This window comes from Streptomyces sp. NBC_00554, assembly GCF_041431135.1.
Classification (GTDB): domain Bacteria; phylum Actinomycetota; class Actinomycetes; order Streptomycetales; family Streptomycetaceae; genus Streptomyces.
On record NZ_CP107799.1, the window covers coordinates 6539606 to 6565989 of the forward strand.

Below are 26384 nucleotides of genomic sequence, written 5' to 3' on the forward strand. Positions count from 1 at the left end.
ACGAGTGTCCTCCCACACCCGGGGGAACGGCCAGGTCACGGAGGGCCGACCAAACGGGTTTCCCCCGAGGGCTGGCAGTCAGGCAAGATGGGGTGTATCTGCCCACTGCCGATTTCAAGCGTCCGGACGGTTTCTCTTGGCTGAGTTCATTTACACCATGCGCAAGACGCGCAAGGCGCACGGCGACAAGGTGATTCTTGATGACGTCACCCTGAGCTTCCTGCCCGGAGCGAAGATCGGTGTGGTGGGGCCGAACGGCGCCGGTAAGTCCACCGTTCTCAAGATCATGGCGGGCCTTGAGCAGCCGTCCAACGGTGACGCGTTCCTGTCGCCCGGTTTCAGCGTCGGCATCCTCATGCAGGAGCCGCAGCTGGACGAGTCCAAGACGGTCCTGCAGAACGTCCAGGACGGCGCCGCCGAGCTCATGGGCAAGCTCAGCCGCTTCAACGAGGTCGCCGAGCTGATGGCGACCGACTACTCGGACGCGCTCCTCGACGAGATGGGCAAGCTCCAGGAAGACCTGGACCACGCCAACGCCTGGGACCTCGACGCGCAGCTGGAGCAGGCCATGGACGCGCTGGGCTGCCCGCCCGGCGACTGGCCGGTCACCAACCTCTCCGGTGGTGAGAAGCGCCGCGTAGCGCTCTGCAAGCTGCTGATCGAGGCTCCCGACCTGCTCCTCCTCGACGAGCCCACCAACCACCTCGACGCCGAGTCGGTGAACTGGCTGGAGCAGCACCTCTCGAAGTACGCGGGCGCCGTCGTCGCCGTCACTCACGACCGGTACTTCCTGAACAACGTCGCCGAGTGGATCCTCGAGCTGGACCGCGGCCGCGCGATTCCGTACGAGGGCAACTACTCCACGTACCTCGAGAAGAAGTCCACGCGCCTCAAGGTCGAGGGCCGCAAGGACGAGAAGCGTCAGAAGCGGCTCAAGGAAGAGCTGGAGTGGGTCCGGTCCAACGCCAAGGGCCGTCAGACCAAGTCCAAGGCGCGCCTCGCCCGTTACGAGGAGATGGCAGCCGAGGCCGACAAGATGCGGAAGCTGGACTTCGAGGAGATCCAGATCCCGCCGGGCCCGCGTCTGGGCTCCATCGTCGTCGAGGTCAACAACCTGTCGAAGGCCTTCGGCGACAAGGTCCTCATCGATGACTTGAGCTTCACGCTGCCGCGTAACGGCATCGTCGGGGTCATCGGTCCCAACGGCGCCGGCAAGACCACGCTGTTCAAGATGATCCAGGGTCTGGAGACGCCGGACTCCGGTGCGATCAAGGTCGGCGAGACCGTCAAGATCAGTTACGTCGACCAGAGCCGCGCCAACATCGACCCCAAGAAGACGCTGTGGGCCGTCGTCTCCGACGAGCTCGACTACATCAACGTCGGTCAGGTCGAGATGCCCTCGCGCGCCTATGTGTCCGCCTTCGGCTTCAAGGGCCCGGACCAGCAGAAGCCCGCCGGTGTCCTCTCCGGTGGTGAGCGCAACCGCCTGAACCTGGCGCTGACCCTCAAGGAGGGCGGCAACCTGCTGCTCCTCGACGAGCCCACCAACGACCTCGACGTGGAGACCCTGTCCTCGCTCGAGAACGCGCTGCTCGAGTTCCCCGGCGCGGCCGTGGTCATCTCCCACGACCGCTGGTTCCTGGACCGGGTCGCGACACACATCCTCGCTTACGAGGGCGAGTCGAAGTGGTACTGGTTCGAGGGCAACTTCGAGTCGTACGAGAAGAACAAGGTCGAGCGACTCGGTGCGGACGCGGTGCGCCCGCACCGTGCCACCTACAAGAAGCTGACCCGGGGCTGATCTTGCGGCACATCTACCACTGCCCACTGCGCTGGGCGGACATGGACGCGTACGGCCACATCAACAACGTGGTCTTCCTCCGCTATCTCGAGGAAGCACGCATCGACTTCCTGTTCCGCCCGGAGAAGGATTTCAAGCAGGGGTCTGTGGTGGCGCGCCACGAGATCGACTACAAGCGGCAGTTGGTCCACCGGCACACGCCGGTGGACATCGAGCTGTGGATCACGGAGATCCGGGCGGCGTCGTTCACGATCACCTACGAGGTCAAGGACCCCGACCAGGTGTACGTGCGGGCCGCGACGGTGATTGTGCCGTTCGACTTCGAGGCCCAGCGGCCGCGCCGACTCACCGCCGAGGAGCGGGAGTTCCTCGCGGAGTACCGAGACGACAAGGACGAGGCCGTCGCCGCATGACGGCCCTGTTGCACCTCGCCGACGAGGGGGAGGCGGCGGACCTCGCCGCCTTCCTCGCCCGGCTGATCCACTACGACCGCGCCGCCGCCGTACGCCTCCAGGCGTCGGGCACCACGCTCGCGGTCTTCGGGCGCCCGCCGTCCTTCGAGGTCCTCGCGATCCGTACGGCGCGCCTTGCCAAGCCGTACGAGGACGGGCTCGACGTCCTGCTCGACGTGACCGTCTCGGCCGGTGAACTCCTGGAGTCCGTCGACGAGTCGGCGTCCACCGTGGCCGTCCCGGGGGCCGTCACCGGGCCGCCGTGGGCCGGAGTGCTGCCGCCCCGCCGCGGCTGGCGGCAGGAACCGGGGCTGCCCGCACCGGACGCCGTACGGGCGATGGTCGCCGCCGCGGTGGCCGAATTCCGGTCCCGTACACAGGAGTTGGCGGTCGATCGGCGTACGCGCGCCGAACTCGACCGGATCGGGCGGGAGATCTGGTCCCGGCCGGTCGGCGACACCGACCTGCCGGTACGGGCCGCGCACGCGGCGCAGTCCCTGGGATTCCTGCGACCCGCACGCCAAGTCCCGTCCGACGAAAGCCCATTGGGGCTGTACTCGTCCGGGGCGTGGCTGCGGCTGCGTACGCCGTACGGGTCGATCGCCGTACGCAGGGCGGGACTCGGCGCCCTGGACCTCAGCGTCCGCTGAACTCCAACGGCCGGGCTCAGCCCGCCGTGTTCACCATCGAGGCCGCCGCGTACGTCAGGTAGTTCCACAGCGTGTGCTCGTGCTCCTCGGAGAGGCCGAGCTCGTCCACGGCGACGCGCATGTGCTTGAGCCAGGCGTCGTGCGCGGCCTGGTCGACGGCGAAGGGGGCGTGGCGCATCCGCAGCCGGGGGTGGCCGCGGTTCTCGCTGTACGTCGTCGGGCCGCCCCAGTACTGGATGAGGAACAGCGTGAAGCGCTCCTCGGCCGGACCCAGGTCCTCCTCGGGATACATGGCCCGCAGCACCGGATCCCCGGCGACTCCCTCGTAGAAACGGTGCACGAGGCGGCGGAAGGTCTCCTCCCCGCCGACCTGCTCGTAGAAGGTCTGCTCCTGAAGCGTTCCGCGCCGGATCTCTTTCACCCGTCCATGGTCTCAGACGGGGTGACGGAGGACTCAAGGCTTAGGACCTCTCGGTATGGAGGGGCTCGGCGCTCGCCTCCCGGCCCCTCCCGCAGCACAGTGGAGGTATGAGCGCGCACGCTCTCGACCAGGAGCCCGACGACCTCGCCATGGCGGCGCGGGCGGCGCTGGTGCGTGAGATCGACAGAAGCGGGGCCTGGGACGCCGATCCGGTCTGGCGGGAGGCGTTCGAGGCGGTGCCGCGCCATCTCTTCGTGCCGTACTACTACGTCGGGGCCGTGGGCGGCTTCGAGCGGGTGTGGGGCGAGGACCCCGACCCCAGGGCCCGGGAGCGCTGGCTGCGCGGCGCGTACGCGGACGCCCCGCTGGCCACCCGGGTGCGGGACGGCGAGCTGCTCTCGTCCAGCAGCCAGCCCTCGCTGATGGCGAAGATGCTGACGGAGCTGGAGGTGGAGGACGGGGACGCCGTGCTGGAGATCGGGGCCGGGACCGGGTACAACGCGGCTCTGCTCGCCCACCGGCTCGGCGACGCGTACGTGACCACCGTCGACCTCGACCCGGAGATCACCGAGTCCGCGCGCCGCCATCTGGCCATCGCCGGCTACCGGCCGACCGTCGTCACCGGGGACGGCGCCCGCGGAGTCCCGGAGCGCGCCCCCTTCGACCGGATCATCGCCACCTGCACGCTGACCTCGGTGCCGCGCGCCTGGCTGCCCCAGTGCAGCCCCGGCGCCCGTATCCTCGCGCCGCTGGCCACCGGCCTGATCACCTTGCGGGTACGGGACGGCGAGTACGCCGAAGGGCGCTTCCTGCACACGCCCGCCTACTTCGTGCCGTTGCGCGGCGACACCCGGCCCGAGCCGGAGGAGCCGCACCTGGGCGGGCTGCCGCCCCGGGCCAGGAGCCACGAGCTGTTCCGGTTCCTGCTGACCCTGACCGCGGGCAGCCTGGATCCGTACGAGGCGTACGCGCTGTGGGAGCGCGAGGAGCAGCCGGTGCGCGAGCGGTACGGGATCACGGTCGACGGCGAGCGGGTGTGGGCGTGGCTGGACGACCCCGAGGGGCCGTACACCTGGCCGCTGCCGTGACGCCTCGGTGGTCCGTCCGGCCAGGTACTAGCCGCGCCTGATCGTGATCGTCGTCCAGGCGCCCACGTGCACCCGGTCCCCGTCCTGGAGCGGTACCGGCACGAAGGGCTGGATGGGCTCCTCGCCGCCGTTCACCGTGGTCCCGTTGGTGGAGTTCTGGTCGACGACCGCCCAGCTGCCGTCCGGCTGCTGGACCAGGACCGCGTGCTGGTGGGAGACGCCCGGGTCCTCCGGGGGCACCGACAGGTCGATGTCGGGGGACTCGCCGGTGGAGTGCCGGCGGCGGCCGATCGTCATCTGGTTGCCGGTGAGCGGGCGCTGCTGCTCCGGTGAGTACGCGGGCAGGTTCAGGCCCGCGGCCTCGGGGCCCGAGCGCTGCATCATCGCCATGAAGTACTCGCGGTCGGGACCGATCGTCGCGGTCCAGTTGAGCGACTGCTGGTAGGACGGGCCGGGCGGGGCCTGGGTCGTGCCGGGCTGCGGGTAGCCGTAGCCGCCGCCCTGGGCCGGGCCGGGACCGTTCGGGCGGCCGGGACCGGCCTGCGTACCCGGTCCGCCGGGGCTGCCTGCCGACGGCGGGGAGATCACCCAGTCGTCGTCACCGCCGCCGAAGGACGGGCCGCCCTGCGCCGGCGGGGCGCCCTGGGGGTACCCGGGGGAGGCAGGCTGCTGTGTGAAGGCCTGCGGGGCGCCGGGCGTGGGCCCGGGGGGCGGCGGGACCGGGCGGGAGGGGTCGCCGCCGAAGGGCGAGGGGCCGCCGCCGTACGGGCCGGGCGGACCCGGCGGAATCGGTTCGGCGGGGCGGTTCATCTGCGAGGGCCGCGAGCTCTGGTACTCGAACGGGTCCTGACCGTGCCCGGCTCCGGTGGGCGGCCCCTGCTGGAACCGCTGCGCCGGATTCGGGCCACCAGGGCCACCGGGGCCACCAGGTCCGCCGGGACCACCAGGAGCCCCGGGCATGGGGGCCTGCGGACGCGGCGCGGCGGGCGTGTACGAGGTCGCCGTATTGGTCAGGAAGTTCCACCGGCACTGCTCGCAGAACGGCGCCGCGCCCTCACGGGGCGTACGGCACTGCGGGCAGAGCTCCGGCGCGGGGTGGTCGGGCACGGCGGAGAGATGCGGGCGCCCTCCGGGGCCGCCAGGGCCTCCGGCGCCGGGCGGCGGAGGCGAGCCGGGATAGCCGTACCCGGCGGCGGGCGGCGGTGGCGGAGGGGGCGGGGGCACGGCACCGGCCATGCGGTGACCGCAGACCTCGCACCAGTCGTCGGAACCCGACTGGTGTCCGTTCGGGCAGGTCGGCATGTCGGCGCTTCCCCCTCTCCTTTTCCGGCCGGTATGGCCGGGTTTCTCCAGCTCCTGGGGGAGCCGGGGTCGCTTACTTCTTTACACGAACAGTCTTTGTGGACCGTGTCTCAAGGGTCATTTCGTCTGCTTCCTCGACCCTTGCCTTCAATCGCACAGTACCTGCAGCGGCATCGACAACGTCGACCACCTTCGCAAGCAGTTTCGCAGTATCGGCGTTGCCCGAGGCGCTGGCGAGCTGAACGGCCCGGCCCAGCTTGGCCGTTGCTCCGTCGACATCTCCCACTTTGCGTGCATCCAGGCCCTGTTGGATGACTTGTGCCAGTTCCGCCTGACCTGTGTAGTGCGCGACCTGCGGATTGATCGACGTGGAAGCCGCCATGTCGTCGGTCCACACCGCCCGTACGAGGCCCTGCGCGCCGAGGTTCTGCACGCTTCCGTCGCTCTGCGGGATCACCAGCGAGACCCGGGCGGCCAGCATCTCCTGGCCGATGCCGGCCGAGGGGACCTCCACGCACACGTGGTAGTCGCGGGACTCGTCGCCCCAGGATCCGGTCGGGTAGTCCCCGGCGCGCGGGCCGGCCTCGGTGCGGCGGCCGGTCAACTCCTCGACCGTGGGGGCGACCTGCTTGACGAACTTGATCTCCGTGCCGACGGGCGTCCACAGCCGCAGCGCGACGTCCGCGACCTCCTTGCCCATGGCCGTCTCCATCATGTGCGTGAAGTCGGCGGCCAGGGCGGCCGGGTCGGCGACGATGTCGGCGGTGCCGAGCAGCGCCGAGGCGATCCCGGTGACCTCCTTGACCTCCCAGTCCGTGCCGACACCGCGCGCGTCACAGGTGAAGCGCCCGGCGCAGGAGTCCAGGGCGGCCTTCAGGTCCTCCGGTGACTCGTGTTCGTTGCGGCCGTCGGTGAGCAGGATGCCGTGCCGGATCGAGACGTCCGCCGAGGACAGCAGACGGTCGGCGAGGCGCAGCCAGGTGCCGATCGCCGTACCGCCGCCCGCGCTCAGCTTGCGCAGTGCCTGCTTGGCCTGGTCGCGGGTCGCCGTGTCGGCGACCGCGAGCCGGCCGCCGCCCGGGTAGACCTCCTTGGCGACATGGGTGCCGCCGATCACCGCGAAGTGCACGCCGTCGCGTACGGAGTCGATCGCGGCGGCCGTCGCGTCGCGGGCGCCCCGCATCTTGGTCGGCGGGTAGTCCATCGAGCCCGAACAGTCGACCATGATCGCCACGGCCGCGTCCGGGGCCTGCCCGGCGGTGTACAGGTGGGGCGCGGCGACCGCGCTTCCGATGGTGCCGCCGCCCGTCGCGCTCACCGTGACGATCGCGTTGACCTCGCGGGCGCCGTCGGGAAGGTACTCGTTCTGGTAGACGTCGACCGAGAACTGCGGCACGTTCGACTTCGAGAAATTGGCCATGCCTTCTTTGTCCCCCTCAAGGCCCCCGTGGTGCGTACCACGGGGGCCGATGACTGTGTTCGGACCGGTCCCCTCCGGTCCGAGGCCGTTCCCCGTTCGCGGCCTCAGGCCGATCCTGCCCCCTGTACGGGGGCCGGGAACGGTACGACCGCCACTGTTACGTTGTCGTGGCCCCCGCCGTCCAGGGCGTGGCCCACCAGGACCTGCGCGCTGTGCAGCGGACGCTCGGCGGCGTCGAGGGGTACGACCTCGGCCATGTCCTCGGCCGCCTCCGCGTAGTTCCACAGCCCGTCGGTGCATACCACCACTACACCTGGCCGGTCCGGTTTGAAGGAAGCGGTGTGCGGCTCCAGTTCGTACGCGTCCGCGCCGAGCCAGCCCGTGATCGCGTGGGCGCGCTCGTCGGCGTACGCCTCCGCCTCGTTCATCAGGCCCGCGGCGACCATCTGCGCGGCCCACGAGTCGTCCTCGGTGAGCCGGGCCGGGGGGGAGGCGCGGTCGACGGGGATCCAGTAGGCGCGGCTGTCGCCGACCCAGCCGATGATCAGCAGGGTGGGGGTGACGACGGCGCCGACGAGGGTGCAGGCGGGAGCGTTCACGTGCGGGGCGTGCTCGTCGTGCGAAGCGGGCGCGTCCGCCAGGGAGTTGACGGCCTCCGCGGCGGCGATGATCGCCTCGTGCATGGCCTGCTGCGGGTGCGTGCCCAGCGGCAGCGCCGCGAGCAGCGACTCGCCCGCCGCGCGGGAGGCGGCGAGGGAGGCCTCGTCGGGGCGGGTCGCCGAGGAGACGCCGTCGCAGACGATCGCGACGACGGCGGGTGCGCCGTCGGGCAGCGCGGTCGTCGAGAGCGTGAACGCGTCCTCGTTGCGGTGGTGGCGCAGGCCCCGGTCGCTGACCGCGGAGACCGCGCTCAACTCCTGTTCCATGTGGTCGCGTTCGCGTGGCTGCGCGTGCCCGCAGTTCTCGCAGTAGCCGTCGTTGTCGACGCTGCCCGCGCGGCAGGCGACGCACAGTCGGGTGCCCGCGGGAGGAGTTGTCGCGAGGTCGGCGGTGCGGGGGTCGGCGGGGGGCTCGGCCGGGGCTTCGTGCCGGGCTTCGGCCAGAGCTTCCGACCGGGCTTCGGGCCGTGCTTCGGCCGGGGGAGCCAAGGGGTACTCGTCCGGCTCGCGTGGCCTGTCGAACCGTACGCCCGCGGACTCGTGTGCCGCGCGCGGGAGTTCGGTGCCGCCCGAGTCGGTGCCCCGGATGTCCGTCGCCCGGTGCACCGGCGCCGGAATGTCGGAGCTGTCCACCTCCGGGGCGACGGGCCAGTCCACGGACGAGACGGACGAAGGAGGGCGCGGCGATGTGCCGTTCATGGTGATCGTGGGCTCGTCCTGGGGCGGCTCGGGCACCGCCGACAGGTCGTACCCGCACGCACCGCAGAAGCGGTCACCCGCCTCCAGCGGCTCCTCGCAACTGGGGCACCGCGAAAGGGCCGTCGGCTGGGGCATCTGGGACATCAATCACACCCACGTCCGGGGGCGGTAACGGTTGGCACGTTCCACCAGGTCGATCCTCTCCTCGCCGCCCGTAGCGAGGCGGGCCAGCGTGCGGTACGAACGCTCCAGACCGAAGCGGAGGCCGCGCTCGTCCAGCTCGCTGCCGAGCAGTGCACGTCCGCCGCCGGAGGCCGGTGGGAACGCCTGGCTACCGGAGAGTACCCAGTCCAGGGCGCAGCCCAGTACTTCTGTGGACAACTGCTCGCGTCGCACCGCGTCGAGACCGTATCCGTCAAGGGCCTCGACCTGCCCCGCAGCAGCTGTCAGGTCCTCCAGGAACGGCGCGGCGGCCGCCTCCTCGGCGAGTCGCTGCCGCAGCCGCGCCCGCACGGCCGCGACCCGCGCCGCCGTGTAGTGGATCGACGACTCCGGTACGGATTCCAGCGTCTGTACGGCGCCACGGCGGTCGCCCGAGGCGAGCTGCACCCGGGCCAGGCCGAACGCCGAACTCACATAGCTGGGGTCGGTCGTCCACACCAGGCGGTAGTACTCGGCGGCGTTGTCCAGCTGCCCGAGCACCTCCGCGCACACGCCGAGGGCCAGCTTGGGCGCGGGCTCGCCGGGGAACGCGTCGTAGATCGCGTCGAAGGACAGCGCCGCGATCTCGTGCTCGCCGGTCGCCAGGGCCGCGGCGCCCCGGTACCAGACCACCCGCCAGTCGTCGGGGTGGTCCGTCTCCAGGGCCTCGAGTGCCCTGGCGGCGTCGGCGAGTTCGCCCATCTCCAGGCGGGCCCGCAGCTCGCGCAGGCGCAGCTCCAGGGAGCCGGTGGGCGCGGCGTGCAGCGCGGTGATCAGCTCCGCGGGTGCGGAGGCCATGAGTCCGGCGAGGAAACCTGCGTTGGGGTCGCCCGGGTCGACCCGGGGGACGGGCAGCGCGAGTGCGGTGGCGGCGGCCTGGACGGACTTGACCAGGTTGCCGGTGTCGACGGGGGCCGGAGCACGCGAAGTGATGGCGAGTCCACCACCGTTGGCGGCGGGCAGCGCCCGTTGCCGGCGCCCGACCGGCATCACCCGCACCCCGAGCCGCGACACATCCCCGTCCAGTGTCCCGAACAACTCCGTGTCCGTGACCTTGAGTTCGGGACCGAACAGGGTGGAGAGCGCCGGGCGGGCACGCCCGGTCTGGACGGAGACGACCTCGCGCAGCACGCCGGTCAGCTGCTCGGCCATCTCCTGCGCGGAGGCGAACCGGCGGGCCGGGTCGGGGTCTGTGGCGCGCACCAGGAGCCGGTAGAACGACTCGTACTGGCGGAAGACCTCGATGTTGTCCGGGTCGGGCAGGGAGTCCACGAACACGTTCGTGTAGCCCTGGAAGTCGAAGGTCATCACGGCCAGCGTGCGCGCGACCGTGTACAGGTCGGAGGCGACCGAGGGGCCGACTTCGGCCACCTCCGGCGCCTGGTAGCCGACCGTGCCGTAGATGGCCGACTCGTCGTCGTCCATCCTGCGCACCGCGCCCATGTCGATGACCTTGAGCTGGTCCTCGGTCTGGATCGCGTTGTCGACCTTGAAGTCGCAGTACAGGAGGTTGCGGCTGTGCAGGTGGCCGAGCGCCTCCAGGGCCTCGATGCCGTACGCGCACGCCTGCTCCACCGGCAGCGGGTCCCGCTTCCCGGCCTTCGTACGACGGTCGTTGGCGATCTCCTTGAGGGACTTGCCTCCGACGTACTCCATGACGATGTAGCCGTCGAGGGAACCGGTGCGCTGGTCGAGATGCTCGACGAAGTTGTAGATCCGCACGATGTTGGCGTGCTCGATCTCCGCGAGGAAGCGGCGCTCGGAGATCGCGGCCGCCATCGCGTCCTGGTCGCCCGTGTCGAGCAGGCCCTTGAGGACCACCCAGCGGTCGGACACCGCGCGGTCGACGGCCAGGTACACCCAGCCGAGCCCGCCGTGCGCGAGGCAGCCCACGACCTCGTACTGGCCGTGCACGATGTCGCCCGTGGCCAGCTTCGGCACGAACGAGTACGGGTGGCCGCACTTCGTGCAGAACCCCTCCGTGCGCCCGGGCGTCTCACCGCGCGAACGCCCCACCGGAGCCCCGCAGTCGGAGCGCGAGCAGAACCGCTTGCGCTCGGGCACCTCCGGGTTGTCCTGGACCATCCCGCGCGGGTCGGGCCGCGGCACACCCGGCACCTCGACCAGGCCGACACCGAGCCGGCCGCGCCCCGAGGAACCGGCGGTCGAACCCGAGCTGCGGACCGACACCGAGCGGCCCGTCGAGGAGCCCGACAGCGAGCGGGAGAGGCGCCCGGAGACCGAGCGCCGCGACTGCGAGGACCGCGACGACGCACGGGAACTCGCCCGCGAACTACTGCTGCTGGAACTGCCCGAGCCCCGTGAGCTCCGGCCGCCCGCGGTGATCCCGGTCGGCGGCGACCCCAACGATCCGCCCGCGGACACGACCGGCGCCAGACCGCACGTGTCGCAGTACAGCTCGCCGCCGCCCATGTCCTCGTACGACCCCGAGCAACCGGGCCGCTGGCACTTCTGACTCATGAGTCCCCCCTACGGTCCTGTGGCCCACTGCCCTGCGGGGGCACCCGCGGGCTGAGCAGGTCGGCCGCCGCGTGCTGGTAGCGCAGTACGGCGTCCTCCGCGACGCGCAGGTCGCAGGGCGCGCTCCACAGCATGCGGCGCGCCGCGTCGTAGCGCTCGATGAGGAACGGGTCCTCCGCGAGCCCGTGCCGGGCGACCTTCGCCTTGTACGCGTCGAGGCGGCCGCGCAGCTCCGCGCGGACCGCCAGCGGTTGCGTGACCGCGGTCAACGACTCGCGGGCGCGCAGGAGTTCGTCCTCCGCCTTCTCCTCCAGCGCTTCCAGAAGCGGCGAGAGGCGGTGCCACTGGGCGTGTCTGCGGTACTCGGCGGCCGTCGCCAGCTGCTCCTGGAGCACGGTCGGCGGGCCGCTGACCGCGGGCACCTCGGACGCGGCGATCTTCGCGAGCACCTCTCCGCGGGCGCTCCTCGCCTCGGCGAGCGTGCGGTCCGCGCGGCTCAGCACGTCACGCAGCTTCACCAGGCGCGCCTCCGCGTCCTGCCGGACGGTGAGCACGGCGTCGATCTCCCGGCGCACGTCCTCCAGGGCGCGCGCCTCGTGGTCGTACGTCGTCGTGTCGGGGCGTCCGCCGCCGGGCGCCGAACTCCCTTGTGCGGGAAGCCAGAAGGCCAGCGGGTCGGACACCACGCGCTCGCGCAGCGTGGTGAGCGTGCGGGTGATCCGCTCCAGGTCGTCGCCCGCAGGGTGCTCCCCGGGGCGTACGCCGACGGAGTGCGCGAGCCGCCGGGTGCGCTGGAGCTCCGCGGCCAGTAAATCTATCCGGGCGGGCAGCGCGGACCACACCGCGTCGGCGGCGATGACCATGTCGAGCGAGGACGCGTACAGCTCGTTCATCCGCTCCACAAGCGCGACCAGCGAGAACTGCTCGCTGAGCTTGCCGGTGCCGACGAGCGTCGGCGCGTTCGCGGTGGCCGTGGCGGACCCGGCGACCGTGATGCTCGCGCCGCGCAGCAGCTCGGTCAGCTCCGACAGGTCCTCGCGGCTGGACCAGCGTCTGCGGGAGCGGATCTCGCGGGCGGAGCGCAACGCGTCGGCGTACGCGTCGAAGTACGCCCACAGCAGGGTGATCGAGGCCTCCGCGGCCGACCAGCGTTCCTTGGTCGTGCCGGTGAGCTCGGCGCCTTCGAGGAGTCTGCGGCCCGCGTGGTCCTGCAAGGAGAGGAGCGAGGTCTCGATGGCCTCGTGCTCCGCGCCGAGGCGCGCCAGCGCACGGTCCACCTCGTCCCGGTCCATCACCGGCCCGGGGGGTCCCGTGACGCCCATCGATCACCTCTCGCTTTCGGCCGTGTCGGCTACTTGTACCGCTACCAGTACTGCTACTGCTGCCTGTACCGCTACTTGTATTTCGCGGCGGGCGGATTCGACGACGGGGAGTCGGCTCCCAGGGTCGGGGAGAGCCACTTGTCGTACGCCGTCTGCCAGCCGCTCTGGCGGTAGTTCTCCAGGACCCGGTTGACCCGGCGCACCAGATCGTCGGAACCCTTCTTCATGGCCACGCCGTAGTACTCGGTGGTGAAGGTCTTGCCCTTGAGCTGGACCGTGGGGTCCTGTGCGGCCTGGCTGGCGGCCAGCGCGCCGTCGGTCACCACGGCGTCGACCTCACCGAGCTGGAGCCTTACCAGGCAGTCGAGTTGGTTGGGAACCGTGGTCGAGATGTCGGCGGTGGAGACGAGCTCGCCCGCCTTCTTGTCGGCGTCCAGCTTGTCGTACGCGGTGGAGCCGGTCGCCGTGCAGATCCTCTGCTTCGCCAGCGACTTGTCGTACCCCGTGATGGTCGAGTTGATCGGGGCCAGGACCTGCTGGCCGGTCTCGAAGTAGGGCGCGGAGAACGCGACTTGTTCGAGCCGGGAGCAGGTGATCGTCATAGTGCGGACCACCATGTCGACCTTGCCGCTCTGGATGGCGGGGATGCGCTGGTTGGTGGGGATGGCGCGGAACTGTACGGCGTTCGGGTCGCCCAGAATGTCATCGGCGATCGCGTGGACGAGGTCGATGTCGAAGCCCTCGAGGTCGCTGCCGCTCTTCGTGTTGTTCGGGTCGCGGTAGCCCCAGCGGAAGCTGTTCTGGTCGACGCCGACGATCAGCCGCGGGTCCTTGCGCTTCTTGATGGCGTCGATCGTCGCGCCGTCCACGGCGGACGGCGTCAGGCTCTGGTCCTGCGGATCGGTGCACTCGTCGGCCTTCGCCTGGGTGCCCTGGCCCACGCCCTGGCCGCCGATGCCGGTGCTGCCGTCGCCGCGCGCGCTGCTCAGCGGCAGCAACAGGGCGAACACCGCGGTGAGTGCGCAGGCGACGGCCATCGCACCCACGCCGCCCCAGCCCTTCAGGCTTGCCCTCAGACGTCGTGCACTCATTGCCGCTCCTCCTCTCACCGCTCCTCCTCTCACCGGTACTCCGAAAGCCTGCGTCCGATACCCAGCAGGGCGCCCGCCGCGGCCAGCACCGCGAGGACCGCCGCGCCCACCGACAGACCGGTCATCGCGTCCAGGCCGTTGCTCGCCGCCTGCTTGAACTCGCTCTGCTCCTGCACCAGCGCCAGCTCCAGGTTCTTGTCGACGCCGTCGAAGCACTCGCCCGTCGGCTTGTCGCTCTTGGAACCGATCACCTTGTCCAGCGCCGCCTGGTACTGGCCGCCGTCGTCGGCCTTGCGGGCCTCCGCGTGGCGCACCTTCCATTCCTTCATGTTGCCGGTCGCGGCCGCCACCGGCTCCTCGCCCGCCTTGTCGTCGGCGAGCTCCGCGGCGGCGGCCAGCTTCTTGGTGAGGTCGTCCATCTCCTGCTGGAAGTCGTAGTCGAAGGCGTCCACGACCGTGCCGTCCTTCAACTCCTTGGTCTCCGCGCCGCGGCTGACCAGCGTCAGGTTCTCGTTGCCCCGCGCGTTCAGCGACGCGAGGCGGGCGTCGTTCAGCACGTTCAGCGAGCGGACGCCGTGGTCGTAGGACTCGTTCAGCCCCGCCCGGGCCACGCTGTGCCCGACGACGAGCCAGAGCAGTACGACCGCGGAGGCGGCGGTGGCGGCGGCCATGCCCTGGTTCAACACCCGGTTCGTACGCCGGTAGTTGCGCCGCTGGGCCCAGGCGAGCCCGCCGAGCGCGAGCACGCCGAGGCCGATCGCGGCCCACGGATAAGGCGTCGCGTCGGCGTAGTCGGCCTCCAGGCGCTGGTTCTCCTTGGTGTAGAGATCCTTGGCCGCCGGGAGCATCTTGTCCTGCATCGTCGCGTTCGCGTACCGCAGATAGGCGCCGCCGAGCGGGAAGCCCTGGCGGTTGTTGGCGCGGGCCCGCTCGATCAGGCCCTTGTACTCCGGCAGCAGCTTGTTCAGCTTGGCGATGGTGTCCGCGGACGGGGAGCCGGGCTCCGAGTTGGCCGCGGCCGTGACCAGCTTCTCGGCGGCCGTCCTGATGTCCGCCTCGTACCGCGTGCGGGACGCCTTCGTCTCCTGGCCGCCCGCGAGGAAACCGCTGGAGGCCGCGGTGTTGGCGTCCGCGAGTGAGCGGTAGATGTCGGCGGCGCTGGCGCTCAGCGGCTGGCTGCTGTTCAGCACGTCGTCCGCGGCGGCGGAACGGTCCGTCATCTGCCACGCGGTCACGGCGCCGAACGCGACGACCAGCAGGGCGAGTACGGCGCCGATGATCCGTAGGCGGCCCGGTTCCGTCGTCGCCGCGGTGCGCAGGGTGTCTACGCCTTCCGCCCAGGCCGTGCGGCGTGGGGGAGTGGGCGGGGGCGTGTGCGCGGGCGTGTTGGGCGTCGTGGGGCCGGGCTTCCGCGGGGCCGGTGGGCCGGATTGCGGTGGTACGGCCGGCATCGTGGGTGTGGCTGGGCGTGCCGGCGTTCCCGGCTGTCCCGGTGGCGCCGCGCTGCCGTTCGGCGGGTGTGTCACTTGACCTCCCCCATGGTCATCCGTCTGTCACCTCTGTTCCGTGCGTGGGGAGCACGGACGAAGGTGCACGGCCGCAAGTATCGCCGCAGGGACTGACATCCGCACAGTTCTTGACTCGATCTTGTTCGGATCGCAGCGCAGCGCGAAGCTCCCCGCAAAGCCCCCTCCCCTGAACACGCGCGCGGTATGTGTTCGGTTCCCGTTCGGGGTGGGGGCCGGGGGTGGGTTTTTCGCCCCCTCCGCCCCTACCCGTCCCTTGCTCCTGGGGGCTGCCGCCCACAGACCCCCGCTGTCGGCCTGAACGGCCTCGTCCTCAAACGCCGGACGGGCTGGAGATAACTGGCCCGGGCTGAAAAGCGCAGCCCCCACGGGTGGGTGGGGGATCGGGATGGCGGCGTCTCGTCGTCGAACGCCGGACGGGCTGAAGGCTCTCCCCCGGCCGGGGCGAAAGATTTCAGCACCGGCCGGGGAAGTCTTCAGCCCCTCCGGCGTTTGAGGAGCGGGGGTTTGGGGGCGGAGCCCCCAAGTGGACGGGAATGGGAAGGGGCGGAGGGGGCGAGAAAGACCCTCAGTCCCCCTCGTAGAACGCCCGCACGTGTGCGTGTGCCTCGGCCGGGGCTCCTACGTGGTCCAGCCCCAGGAGTGCGGCGCCCAGTACCGGGCGGGCTGTGACGACCTGGGGGATCGCCTTGGGGGCGCGGGTGGCCAGTAGTTCGCTTATGCGGGTGTCGAGTTGGGGGTGGCGGGCGGCGAGGATGCTGCCGCCGAGTAGGACCGGGGTTGGTTCCTCGAGGAGGGAGAGGCGGGTGAGGGCGACCGTGGCCATGGCTACGACCTCGTCCGCGAGGCGGTCGACTATGGCGCGGGCGACCGGGTCGCCGTCCAGCGCGGTGGAGAAAAGGACCGGCGTCAGCTCGTGGCGCCGGGCATCGTCGAGGTGCTCCAGGTGGAGGGCCTCGATGAGGGCGTACATGGAGGTGAGACCGAAGTGGGCGGGGAGGGTGCGGGCGAGAGCGGTGGGGCCGCCCCGGCCGTCCTCGGCGCGCGCGGCATGCCACAGGGCCTCCTCGGCGAGGCCCCAACCACCGCCCCAGTCCCCGGAGATACGCCCGATCGCGGGAAAGCGCGCGGTACGCCCGTCGGGCCGCATGCCGACGCAGTTGATACCGGCGCCGCAGACGACGGCGACCCCGCGCGGCTCGGCGATCCCGGCCCGCAGAATCGCGAAGGTGTCGTTGCGCACCTCCACACTCGCCCCCCACGCACGCGCGTGCAGCGCGGCCGCCAACCGCTCCTCCTCGACGGGGAGATCGGCGTTGGCGAGGCACGCGGCGACATGGGCGACGGAGCCGACGCCCGCTTCGGCGAAGGCCCGGCCGACGGTCTCGGCCAGCGAGTCCACCGCCACTTCGACCCCGACGACGGGCGGCCGGAATCCACCGCCGCGCGCCGTGCCGGCCACCCGCCCGTCCGCGGCCAGCACGGCGACGTCGGTCTTGCTGTTCCCCGCGTCGATGGCCAGGACCAGGGCCGCGGGGGAGGACCCGGCGGCCGTCCCGGCGCCGGATCCCGATGAGGTCATGCCCACGCGAGGTGCTCCCGGTTGTGCGCGATCAGCTGGTCGGTGAGGGCGTCGGCGTACGCGTGCTGGCCGATGAGGGGGTGGGCGAGGAGCGCGCGGAACACGCGGTCGCGGCCGCCGTGCAGGGCAGCCTCCAGGGCCAGGTCCTCGTAGGCCGTGACATTCGCCATCAGGCCCGCGTACAGCGGGTCCACGGAGGGCACGGGCAACGGTGCAGGGCCCTGGGCGCCGATCGCGGCCTGTACCTCGATCACGGCGTCGTCCGGCAGGAAGGGCAGCGTCCCGTTGTTGTACGTGTTCACCACCTGGTAGGGGCTGCCGCCACCGCCGAGCAGCGACGCCGCGAGGTCCACGGCGGCCTCCGAGTAGTACGCGCCGCCGCGCCTGGCGAGCAGCTCCGGCTTCTCGTCCAGCGTCGGATCGCCGTACATCTCCAGCAACTGCCGTTCCATCTCCGCCACTTCGGATGCCCGGGAGGGCTTGGTCCGCAGCTCCCGCACCACCTCGTCGTGCGCGTAGTAGTAGCGCAGGTAGTACGACGGGACGACGCCCAGCCGGTCGACGACGCTCCGTGGCAGGTGCAGGTCGTCGGCGATCGTGTCGCCGTGTTCGGCGATGAGCTTCGGCAGGACGTTCTCGCCCTCGGGACCGCCCAGGCGCACACCGGTTTCCCAGGTGAGGTGGTTGAGGCCCACATGGTCGAGGTGCACATCGGCGGGGGTGACCCCGAGCAGCGCGGCGAACTTCCGCTGGAAGCCGATCGCCACATTGCACAGTCCGACGGTCTTGTGGCCGGCCTGGAGCAGCGCGCGCGTCACGATCCCGACCGGGTTCGTGAAGTCGATGATCCAGGCGTCCGGGTTCGTGCGGCGGACGCGCTCCGCGATGTCGAGGACCACGGGCACCGTGCGCAGCGCCTTGGCGAGGCCGCCCGCGCCGGTCGTCTCCTGCCCGACGCAGCCGCACTCCAGCGGCCAGGTCTCGTCCTCGTTGCGTGCCGCCTGTCCGCCGACGCGCAGTTGGAGCAGTACGGCGTCCGCGCCCTCGACCCCCGCGTCCAGATCGGCGGTCGTGACGATCCGGCCGGGGTGCCCCTGCCGCGCGAAGATCCGCCGGGCGAGGCCGCCCACCAGCTCCAGGCGCTCCGCCGCCGGGTCGACGAGCACCAGCTCCTCGATGGGCAGGGTGTCCCTCAACCGGGCGAAGCCGTCGATGAGTTCGGGGGTGTAGGTCGACCCTCCGCCGACCACGGTGAGTTTCATACGTGTCAACCCTTCACTCCGGTGAGCGTGACACCCTCGACGAACGCCTTCTGCGCGAAGAAGAACACGAGGATCACGGGGGCCATGACCAGCACGGTCGCGGCCATGGTGAGGTTCCAGTCGGTGTGGTGCATTCCCTTGAACGACTCCAGGCCGTAGCTGAGGGTCCAGGCGCCCGGGTTCTCCGACGCGTAGATCTGCGGGCCGAAGTAGTCGTTCCACGCGTAGAAGAACTGGAACAGGGCTACGGCCGCGATCCCCGGCTTCGCCATGGGGAGGACTACCTTCAGCAGGGTTCTCAGGTCCCCGCAGCCGTCCACCTTCGCCGCGTCCAGGTACTCGTTCGGGATCGTCATCAGGAACTGCCGCAGCAGGAAGATCGAGAACGCGTCTCCGAACGCCATCGGGATGATCAACGGCCACAGCGTGCCCGACAGATCCAACTGCTTCGCCCAGAACAGGTACATCGGGATGATGACCACCTGCGGCGGCAGCATCATCATCGAGATCACCAGCATCAGGGACAGATTCCGGCCCCGGAAGCGGAACTTGGCGAGCGCGTACGCCACCGGGATCGACGAGACGACGCTGAGGACCGTGCCGAGACCGGCGTAGATCAGCGTGTTCTTCCACCAGGTGAGGAAGCCTGGCGTGTCGAAGACCTTCTTGTAGTTGGCCCACTCCCAGGTGTGCGGGATCAGGTCGCGGCTGAGGGCCTGCGAGTCACTCATCAGCGAGGTCAGGAACACGAACACGAAGGGGAGCGTGAAGAAGAGGGCGGCCGCGACCCCGAGGGAGTGGACCGCGATCCACTCCAGGAGTGCCTTGCGGCGGGCGGTGCGTTCGGCGGGTGAGGCCGGGGTCTTCAACTCCACCGGCCTGTCCAGTACTTGGGTCATGAGGTCAGTCACCTGCCTGGATGAGACCGCCCCGGCGCCGCATCAGGAACGCGGTGAACGCCATCGACAGCACGAAGAGCACCAGGGCGACGACGCATGCCGAGCCGTAGTCGAAGCGCTGGAAGCCGAGGTTGTAGACGAGTTGGGGGAGGGTGAGCGTGGACTTCTCCGGATAACCGGGCTCGAACTGCGTGCCCGCGCCCTGGATCACGCCCGAGGCGACCTTCCCGGCGATGAGTGGCTGTGTGTAGAACTGCATCGCCTGGATCACACCGGTGACGACCGCGAACATCACGATCGGCGAGATGTTCGGCAGCGTGACGAAGCGGAAGCGCTGCCACGCCGACGCGCCGTCCAACTCCGCTGCCTCGTACTGCTCTTTCGGTACGTCGAGCAGCGCGGCCATGAAGATGACCATCAGGTCGCCGATGCCCCAGAGGGCCAGCAGGGTGAGCGCCGGCTTGGACCAGGTGGGGTCGTTGAACCAGCCGGGCGCCGGGATGCCGATCTTCTCCAGCATCGAATTGACCGGCCCCGTACCGGGGTTGAGGAGGAACGCGAACGCCATCGTCGCGGCGACCGGCGGGGCGAGGTAGGGCAGGTAGAAGAGGGTGCGGAAAACGCCCGTACCCGTCTTGATCTTCGTGATGAGCATGCCGATGCCGAGGCCGAACAGGACCCGGAGACTCACCATGATGACGACCAGCCACAGGGTGTTGCGCAGGGCGGGCCAGAAGTAGGGGTAACTCTCGAAGACGTACGTCCAGTTCTTCGTTCCGACCCACGTCGGCGGCTTGAAGCCGTCGTAGTGCATGAACGAGAAGTAGATCGTCGAGATCATCGGGTACGCGAAGAAGACCGCGAAGCCGATCAGCCAGGGCGACATGAAGGCGAACGTCCGAAGCGCCGACCTGCGGCGCTTCGACGCCAACGTGATGGTGCTCATCGTCACTTCGCCTGCGCGATGTCCGTGTCGATCTGCTTGGCTGTGTCCTCAAGGCCCTTCTGCAGGTCGGTGGCCTTGCCGCTCTCGTACTCGTAGCCGAAGTTCTGGAGCGTGGCGAGGTACACGCCGCCGTTGATCGACGCGGGGGACGTGGTCGAGTTCGGGTTCGCGGCGATGTCGAGGAACGTCTTGAAGCGCGGGTCGTACTTCAGCTTCGGGGACTTGAGGGCGGCCAGCGTGGACGGCACGTTGTGGATGGCGTTGGAGAAGCCGACCACCGCGTCGGTGTCCGTGGTCATGTACTTCACCAACTCCCAGGCCGCGTTCTGCTTCTGGCTGGTGGCGGCGATGCCGGCGATGGTGCCGGTGATGTAGCCCTTGCCGTACTGGTCGGCCTGGTCGTCGGGGACGGGCAGCGGGGCGACGCCGATCTCGAAGTCGGTCTTGGCGTCGACGGCCATGCCCAGGCGCCACTCACCGTCGAGCTGCATGGCGACCTGGCCGGTCTGGAAGGGGTGCTTGGGGCCCCACTCGTCGCCGAGGGTGGCGCGGAAGGTCTCCAGCTTCTTGTAGCCGCCGAGTTCGTCGACCAGCTTCTTCTGGACCGTGAAACCGGCGGTGACGGCCGGGTCCGTCGCGATGGTCGACTTGCCGTCCTTGTCGAAGTACGTCGGCGAGAACTGTCCGAGGTAGTGCTCGGTGGTGGACTCCCAGCCGTGGTAGTTCGGCATGAAGCCGAGCTGCTTGTACGTGTTCCCCTGAGTGATCGTCAACTTCTTGGCGTCGGCCTGGAATTCGGACCAGGTCTTCGGCGGGCTGGTGATGCCCGCCTTCTCGAACGCCGTCTTGTTGTAGTAGAGGCCGTACGCGTCGCCCAGCAGCGGCACGGAGCACCGGTTGCCGTCGAACTGGGTGTACTCGTTCATCGCCGCCGGGAAGGTCGTCTCCGGGTCGATGCCCGACTTCTCGAAGAGCGGGTTGAGGTCGACGAGCGCGTCCGACGAGCAGAACTTGCCGACGTTGTTGGTGGTGAACGACGAGATCACGTCGGGCGCCTTCGAACCGCCCGCGCGCAGCGCCTGGTTGATCTTGTCGTCGGTCATGTTGCCGACGATTTTCACGTGGATGTTGGGGTGCGCCTTCTCGAACCCCGCGACCAGGGACTTCACGGCGGCGACCTCGCCGGGCGCGCTCCAGGCGTGCCAGAAGTTGATCGTCGTCTCCTTGGACGCGTCGTCGTCCGCGCCGGATTCGGTCTGGCCGGTACAGGCGGAGGTGAGGAGGGCTATGGAGGCGGAGGCGGCGAGCGCGACCGCCGCTTTGCGGGACATTCCGGGCATGACGGGGTCTCCCTAGGGCAGGGTGAAGGTGTTCGCGGAAGGGACTTGCGGTTCAGCGGGAGGTGTCGAAGACCTCGTCGCGGGTGGCCGCCAGGGCGCTCTCCAACGCGCCGCGCAGCACGGGGTGTTCGTGTACGTCGCCGATCACGAGGCGTGGCCGGGACGCGGCCAGCTCCTCCAGTTCGGCCTGGACCAGGGCGCGCAGCGGTTCGCCGCCCGCGGTGAGGGAGGCGCCGCTGAGCACGACGAGCTCGGGGTCGAGCACGGAGACGAGCGAGGCCAGACCGGTGGCGAGCCCGGTCGCGTACGTCTTGAGGAGCTGCCGGTGGGGGCCCTCGTTGTGGGAGGCGGCCTGCTTGACGAGGGCGGCGGCGGCCTCGGCGTACGGACCGCCGGGGACGGGCCGGATACCCAGCTCGCGCGCCAGCTTGGGGATGGCCTGCGAACCGGCCAGCTCCTGGTAGCCGCCGCTGTTGGCCTTGGTCACCTGGCGCACGAGCGGCGCGCCCGGCACCGGCAGGAAGCCGACCTCGCCGGCGCCGCCGGTCCAGCCGCGGTGCAGTCGCCCGCCGAGGACGAGCGCGGCACCGAGACCGCCCTCGTTCCACAGCAGTACGAAGTCGTCGTGTCCTTGGGCGGCGCCCAGTCGCTGCTCGGCGATGGCGACGAGGTTGACGTCGTTCTCGTACTCGACCGGCATGGGTAGCGCGGCGGCGAGTTCGTCGAGGAGGCTCGGGGTGTGCCAGCCGGGAAGGTGCGAGGCGTAACGCAGCCGCCCGGTGTTGGGGTCGAAGGCGCCGGGCGTTCCGATGACGAGCCGGTGGATGTCGTCGCGGGCCAGCCCCGCCTCCTTGACCGCGCCGTCGAGGGCGTCGGTGACCTGGCGTACGACGGGCTCGGCGGGGCGCCGGCCGGGTGTGGGCAGCGCGTACTCGCCCACTGTCCGCCCGGTCACGTCCGCGACGGCGGCGAGGATGCGCTCGGGGGTGACGTCCAGGCCCGCCGCGTAGGCAGCGCCCGGATTGACCACGTACAACTGGGCGTTGGGGCCCGGTCGCCCCTCACTGGTCCCGGTGGCGATCACCAGGCCGGCCGCCTCGAGGCGGGCCAGGAGTTGCGAGGCGGTCGGCTTCGAGAGGCCGGTGAGCTTGCCGATCCTGGTCCGGGTCAGCGGGCCGTGTGCGAGCAGCAGGTCCAGGGCGGCGCGGTCGTTCATGGCGCGCAGGACGCGTGGAGTGCCCGGCGTACCGGCGGATCCTGCCATGTGTGCGACACCTGCCTCTCGACCGCCCAGCTTTTCAGTGATCGCGGGCGGAAGTCCACCGCTTGATCACTGTTAGGAAAGTTTCCTATTCGGTGGGAGGAACGTAGAACGGCGGCCAAGGGGGCGTCAATAGAAACCGCCCCCGAGGCAACAGACTCGTTACCTGCGGGGGCGGTGAGGTGGGCGCCGGGACGCTCGCCGTTACTTCACGTCGTTACTTCACGTCGACGTAGTCACCGGCGGCGGACTTGGCGCCGGTCGTGGTCGTGCCCGCGAACGTGTAGCGGTAGTAGCCGTCGGCGGAGGCCTTGACGGTGGTGGAGAGGGCGCCGGACGTGCCGGACTTCACCGTCTTCACGTTCTTGTACGTGCTGCTGGACTTGGCCCGGAACTGGAGGGTCACCGACTGGCCGGTGTAGCCGGAGTACTTGCTCGTCTCCCAGTTGGCGCGGGTCAGGGCGCCCTTGACGGTGAGGGTCGCGCCCTTCTTCACCGGCTCGGGGGTGGCGTTGGTGGTGAGCTTGGCGGCACGCTTGATCTGCGCGGTGCCGAGACCGCCCCACGCGTCGTAGCCGTACTCGAAGCTGACATGGCCGTCGGAGTCGTCGTTGTCCTCGGCGATGTGGCCGTAGAAGCCGGCGGCCTTCCAGGTGGTCGCGTCCGCGGCCTCGTACAGGTAGTCGTACGGGTCGAGGGCGATCGTCTCCTTGCAGGACTCGGTCACCGTCGTGGCGGTCGTGGCGGTCGCGGTGCAGACGGGCGCCGCGTCGTTCTCGATCGCGTTCTCGGGCGTCGCGAGCGAACCGCGGTAGAGCATGATGCCCGCGGCGTTGTTCTTGTAGTCGATCACGAGGTCGGCCGGGCGGGTCAGCGTGTACGTGACCGGGATCTTCACCACGGCGGTGGTGCCGACGACGATCGCCTTGCCGCCGTTGACCACCACGCCGGAGAAGGAGAGGTCCGGAGTGGCGGCCGACGCGGTCGGCACAGCCAGGGCGGACAGAGCCAGAGCACCGGACACAGCGGTGCCTATGGCGAACTTGCGCATGGATTCCCCACATTCGAAGCGGGCCCCTGGGCGTTGAGCTCCAGAACAAGGGCCCGCTGTTGGGGTGACATTAGAGGGCCGCGGAGGTGACGGGAATGCGGGGGGTATGTGAAGAAGATTAATTTCGCGCCGGGCCGTCGACCTGGCGTCTACCTCGTGTCGGCCACGAGTCGTCGGCGGAACCGGAGCGCGTTCTACACGTGTCACGTGTTCATTACAATCAACGGATGCCCAGGTGGGGCGGGTTCCGGGGTGCTTGGCGGGGGATTTGCCCTTTTGGGGAGGGCGTATTTGTCGCGTCTTCAGGTATGCGGAATCCGCTGCGCGGCCGTCTTCACAGGTTCCTGCCCAATGATCCCGCCGCATGAGGGTGAACCGTTCGTCCCGGGGAGGCGACTCGTGAGGCTGTTGATGGCGTGCTGGCGGTCGGCCGCGGCACGGTGCACCCCGGTGATGTGCGTGAAGCTGGTCCTCGGCCTCTGGCAGGACGGCTTCACGTGGGGAGCCGTGGGCCAGGAATTGGTCTCCAGCGTGCTGGTGTGGGGAGCCGTGAGCCTCGTATGGGCGGCCGTCGGGTGCCTGAGGCTGGCGAAACTGGCACGCGGCGCCGGTGTGGAACTCTCCGTGCGGGCCCTGGACGAGAGGCAGATCCACTCGCTTCGTACGGTGGGCGTCTCCGACGGGTGGAAGGAGCGGGTCCGCGGTGAACTGACCGCGTCCGACCGGGTGTTCCTCGTCGCCGAGAGGGGCCGCGAGGAGATCAGGTTCCGCTGGCGCCCCGGGCGCGTGGACCTGTCCGTCTGGGGATCGCTGGCCTTCGACGCGGACTCCGGGACCGTCCTGCTCGACATCCGGAACGGAGAGGGCAACTCGGGGGTGGCGGGACTGCGGAAGGGCGCTTCCTTCGTCGCGGTGTGCCAGATAGCGCGGGTTTTGGCGTCGGCCGGCGTCGAGGGGGATGGGGCGCGGAAGCGCGGGGGCGGCCCGGCGATGGTGCCGGCCGGCGGCAGAGGGGCGGATCGCGAATGGTCTCCGACGGGATGAGGGAACTGGCCCGGGCCGAGGGCGAGCTCCTGGCGCGGCGCCTGTACCTGCCGTGGGTGCACGGGGCGGTCGCGGTGGCGGCCGGTGCCGGGGTGTGGGTGGTTCCGGACGCGTGGGTGCGGGCGGTGGCCTGTGCGGCGGTGCTGTTCACACCGGTCTGGGGCCTGGTGGTCGCGGCGCGGCTGGGGCGCGTCGCGTGGCTCCATGAGCTGCCCGAGGGAGAGGTTGCCCCGTTCGAGCCCAAGACGTTCGGGCCCAAGGCCCATGTCCGGGGCCTGCGTATCGCGTTCGCGGTGGCCGGCGGCATCGGCATCGCGGTGACGGCGCTCGTGCCCGAGTCCTGGCTCCGCTGGGGTCTTCCCCTGCTGGCGGCCTGGGCGGTCATTGAAGTCGTACGCCGTTCCCGTGGGCCCTATCGCCGCGCGGACGAGGTCCGCACTCTGGCGCTCGATGCCCCCTGGCACGAGGATTACCGGGCGCTCATCGAGGACCGGCGGCGGGCACTGTCCACCGGCCCCGGCGGCGCGGGGTGAAGTAGAGGGGGAGCGCCAAGTGTCGGGTGCCGTACGGGAAGCCGGAGCCGGTCACACGCCGTCCGTGTGGCAGCTCGCGAGGCGAAGGCCCTTGCTGTTCGCGCTGTTCGAGACCGTCCTCACCGCGGGGTGCGCCTTCACGTGGTGCGGGGTCGCGGCGCTGATCGGCCTTCGGGACCGGGCAGGGGAAGCGGGGGATCCCGAACTCACCTACCGGCACCCCCTGTTCGTCCTCGCCTTCGTGGCGCTGGCCGGCCTTCCGGTCACCTGGGCCGCGCGCATCTTCCCAAGTCCGCGGCTGCGGAGGGTTCTTGAGCGGGTGTTGGTGGCCCGGCTGGGCTTCTCGGTCCTCGTCTCCGCCGGGGCCGCACTCCTGTTGGCACTGGGGCTGTACTGATCCGTCCGGTGTCGCGGCTTCTCCCCACGAAGTTCGTCATTCCCGTACAACCAAGGGGACTCGGAGTCCTACGCTGGTCGCTGTACGTATCTGACGCATCGGGGGATTCAGTGGCGACCTTCAATATCAACCAACAGAGCGGCAACATCCAGCAGGCCGACGTGATCCACAACCACGGTGGCGTACCGGGCGAGCTGACGCAGACGCTGACCCGGCTCATCGAAGAGTTGCGGGCGCAGTCCACGCAGGGCGACGACCGTGCGGCCCTGGCGGCCACCGAGCTCGTCGGTGCGCTGGAGGAGGCCTCGTCCCCCGAGGCGCGTCCGGGCCGGATCCGAGCCGCGCTGACGAAGGCCGCGGAGCTGCTCGCCGGGGTCGCGACGGCGGCCGGGATCGTCGGCTCGCTCGAGGCGATCGCCGCCGCACTGCCGCTCGGCTGACCCGGCATGGCTGACTTCAGGATCGACCGCCAGCAGGCCGACCTCATCCAGCAAGCGGACACCATCAACAACTACGGCCCGCCGCAGGTGGATCACCGGGCGGCGGCCGAGGCGGCGCTCAATGAGCGGGAGTACGAGAGCGCGATCCGCCATCTGAAACAGGTGCTCGAGACGGATCCCGGCGACAGCCTCGCCCGCTTCCGGCTGGTGGTCGCCGCTCTGCGCGGCTGCCACCCGGACCGCTACGGCGCGCGGCAGACCCAGGCTCTGACGGAGCGTCTGGTGCGGCTGGCCACCGAGGATCCCGGCTGTCACCACGCCAAGGTCCTCGCGCTCGTCATCAACGACGCCATGCTCGCCCGCGGCAGCGGTCGGCCGAGGCAGCCGACGCCCGACACCCGTCGGCTCGTCACCCTCGTCGACCCGGCACGCGGCCGGGAGATCCTCGCGCACGTGCCCGTGCCGGACAGCCCGACATGGGTCCTGCTCGAAGGCTCGCTGCGCCGCTGACACCGA

24 protein-coding genes are annotated in these 26384 nt (G+C 70.3%); 9 read left to right on the forward strand and 15 right to left on the reverse strand.

Going from position 1 to position 26384, the window contains the following annotated elements; genetic code table 11:
• The first annotated feature begins 136 nt into the window (after positions 1–136).
• From ettA to OG266_RS28860, 3 genes are read left to right on the forward strand one after another with little or no spacing between them, the layout of a single operon-like run.
• Complete coding sequence (gene ettA / locus OG266_RS28850) at positions 137–1801, forward strand: energy-dependent translational throttle protein EttA (protein WP_266462053.1); 1665 nt, start codon at positions 137–139, stop codon at positions 1799–1801.
• Positions 1802–1803: 2 nt separating this feature from the next.
• A complete protein-coding gene (locus OG266_RS28855; RefSeq protein WP_266462056.1) occupies positions 1804–2214 on the forward strand; it encodes a thioesterase family protein in 411 nt (136 codons plus the stop codon).
• Complete coding sequence (locus tag OG266_RS28860) at positions 2211–2903, forward strand: hypothetical protein (RefSeq protein ID WP_371549090.1); 693 nt, start codon at positions 2211–2213, stop codon at positions 2901–2903. The genes OG266_RS28855 and OG266_RS28860 overlap by 4 nt, the downstream gene beginning before the upstream one ends.
• A gap of 16 nt (positions 2904–2919) precedes the next feature.
• Here OG266_RS28860 and OG266_RS28865 read toward each other — a convergent pair whose 3' ends face one another.
• The gene (locus OG266_RS28865; RefSeq protein WP_326723044.1) at positions 2920–3324 is read right to left on the reverse strand and encodes a globin; all 405 of its coding nucleotides are present in this window, start codon (positions 3322–3324) and stop codon (positions 2920–2922) included.
• A 107-nt stretch (positions 3325–3431) separates the two neighbouring features.
• Between OG266_RS28865 and OG266_RS28870 the strand changes: the two genes are divergently transcribed.
• Positions 3432–4412 (forward strand): methyltransferase domain-containing protein, encoded by a 981-nt coding sequence (locus tag OG266_RS28870; RefSeq protein WP_371549093.1) that lies wholly within the window; start codon positions 3432–3434, stop codon positions 4410–4412.
• 27 nt (positions 4413–4439) lie between these two features.
• Here the strand turns inward: OG266_RS28870 and OG266_RS28875 are convergent, their stop codons facing one another.
• From OG266_RS28875 to OG266_RS28940, 14 genes are all read right to left on the reverse strand, one after another.
• Positions 4440–5714, reverse strand: coding sequence for an FHA domain-containing protein (locus OG266_RS28875; RefSeq protein WP_371549095.1), 1275 nt, complete (start codon positions 5712–5714; stop codon positions 4440–4442).
• A 73-nt stretch (positions 5715–5787) separates the two neighbouring features.
• Positions 5788–7134, reverse strand: coding sequence for a VWA domain-containing protein (locus tag OG266_RS28880; protein WP_266462071.1), 1347 nt, complete (start codon positions 7132–7134; stop codon positions 5788–5790).
• A gap of 104 nt (positions 7135–7238) precedes the next feature.
• The gene (locus OG266_RS28885; protein ID WP_266462074.1) at positions 7239–8639 is read right to left on the reverse strand and encodes a PP2C family serine/threonine-protein phosphatase; all 1401 of its coding nucleotides are present in this window, start codon (positions 8637–8639) and stop codon (positions 7239–7241) included.
• Complete coding sequence (locus OG266_RS28890; RefSeq protein ID WP_371549098.1) at positions 8640–11174, reverse strand: tetratricopeptide repeat protein; 2535 nt, start codon at positions 11172–11174, stop codon at positions 8640–8642.
• On the reverse strand, positions 11171–12496 hold the full coding sequence (locus OG266_RS28895; protein ID WP_371549100.1) for a hypothetical protein: 1326 nt from the start codon (positions 12494–12496) through the stop codon (positions 11171–11173). Before OG266_RS28895 ends, OG266_RS28890 begins: the two co-directional genes overlap by 4 nt.
• A 71-nt stretch (positions 12497–12567) precedes the next feature.
• Positions 12568–13587 (reverse strand): glutamate ABC transporter substrate-binding protein, encoded by a 1020-nt coding sequence (locus tag OG266_RS28900; protein WP_266462084.1) that lies wholly within the window; start codon positions 13585–13587, stop codon positions 12568–12570.
• A 29-nt stretch (positions 13588–13616) separates the two neighbouring features.
• Positions 13617–15038 (reverse strand): hypothetical protein, encoded by a 1422-nt coding sequence (locus tag OG266_RS28905; protein ID WP_371549102.1) that lies wholly within the window; start codon positions 15036–15038, stop codon positions 13617–13619.
• Between the two features lie 643 nt (positions 15039–15681).
• A complete protein-coding gene (locus OG266_RS28910) occupies positions 15682–16695 on the reverse strand; it encodes an N-acetylglucosamine kinase (RefSeq protein ID WP_371549104.1) in 1014 nt (337 codons plus the stop codon).
• Positions 16692–17957 carry a 6-phospho-beta-glucosidase gene (locus OG266_RS28915; RefSeq protein ID WP_266462093.1) on the reverse strand — a complete coding sequence of 422 codons (1266 nt, stop codon included), beginning with the start codon at positions 17955–17957 and terminating at the stop codon, positions 16692–16694. The genes OG266_RS28910 and OG266_RS28915 overlap by 4 nt, the downstream gene beginning before the upstream one ends.
• A gap of 5 nt (positions 17958–17962) precedes the next feature.
• Complete coding sequence (locus tag OG266_RS28920; RefSeq protein ID WP_266462097.1) at positions 17963–18856, reverse strand: carbohydrate ABC transporter permease; 894 nt, start codon at positions 18854–18856, stop codon at positions 17963–17965.
• Between the two features lie 4 nt (positions 18857–18860).
• Positions 18861–19802, reverse strand: coding sequence for a carbohydrate ABC transporter permease (locus OG266_RS28925; RefSeq protein WP_266462101.1), 942 nt, complete (start codon positions 19800–19802; stop codon positions 18861–18863).
• Between the two features lie 2 nt (positions 19803–19804).
• Positions 19805–21142: an ABC transporter substrate-binding protein gene (locus tag OG266_RS28930; protein WP_266462104.1), complete on the reverse strand. Its 1338-nt coding sequence runs from the start codon at positions 21140–21142 to the stop codon at positions 19805–19807.
• Positions 21143–21194: 52 nt separating this feature from the next.
• On the reverse strand, positions 21195–22406 hold the full coding sequence (locus tag OG266_RS28935) for an ROK family protein (RefSeq protein ID WP_371549108.1): 1212 nt from the start codon (positions 22404–22406) through the stop codon (positions 21195–21197).
• 214 nt (positions 22407–22620) lie between these two features.
• Complete coding sequence (locus tag OG266_RS28940; RefSeq protein ID WP_371549110.1) at positions 22621–23454, reverse strand: hypothetical protein; 834 nt, start codon at positions 23452–23454, stop codon at positions 22621–22623.
• 399 nt (positions 23455–23853) lie between these two features.
• On the opposite strand from OG266_RS28940, the gene OG266_RS28945 reads away from it, so the two are divergent.
• The 5 genes from OG266_RS28945 (at position 23854) to OG266_RS28965 (ending at position 26378) form a co-directional block, all read left to right on the forward strand.
• Positions 23854–24498, forward strand: a complete 645-nt coding sequence (locus OG266_RS28945) for a hypothetical protein (RefSeq protein ID WP_371549111.1) — start codon at positions 23854–23856, stop codon at positions 24496–24498.
• Positions 24480–25031, forward strand: a complete 552-nt coding sequence (locus OG266_RS28950) for a hypothetical protein (protein ID WP_371549113.1) — start codon at positions 24480–24482, stop codon at positions 25029–25031. Before OG266_RS28945 ends, OG266_RS28950 begins: the two co-directional genes overlap by 19 nt.
• A gap of 19 nt (positions 25032–25050) precedes the next feature.
• Entirely contained in the window at positions 25051–25428 is a 378-nt protein-coding gene (locus OG266_RS28955) for a hypothetical protein (RefSeq protein ID WP_371549115.1), read from the forward strand.
• Between the two features lie 110 nt (positions 25429–25538).
• Positions 25539–25868, forward strand: coding sequence for a hypothetical protein (locus OG266_RS28960; RefSeq protein WP_266462128.1), 330 nt, complete (start codon positions 25539–25541; stop codon positions 25866–25868).
• Between the two features lie 6 nt (positions 25869–25874).
• Entirely contained in the window at positions 25875–26378 is a 504-nt protein-coding gene (locus OG266_RS28965; RefSeq protein WP_266462131.1) for a tetratricopeptide repeat protein, read from the forward strand.
• Positions 26379–26384: the final 6 nt, after the last annotated feature.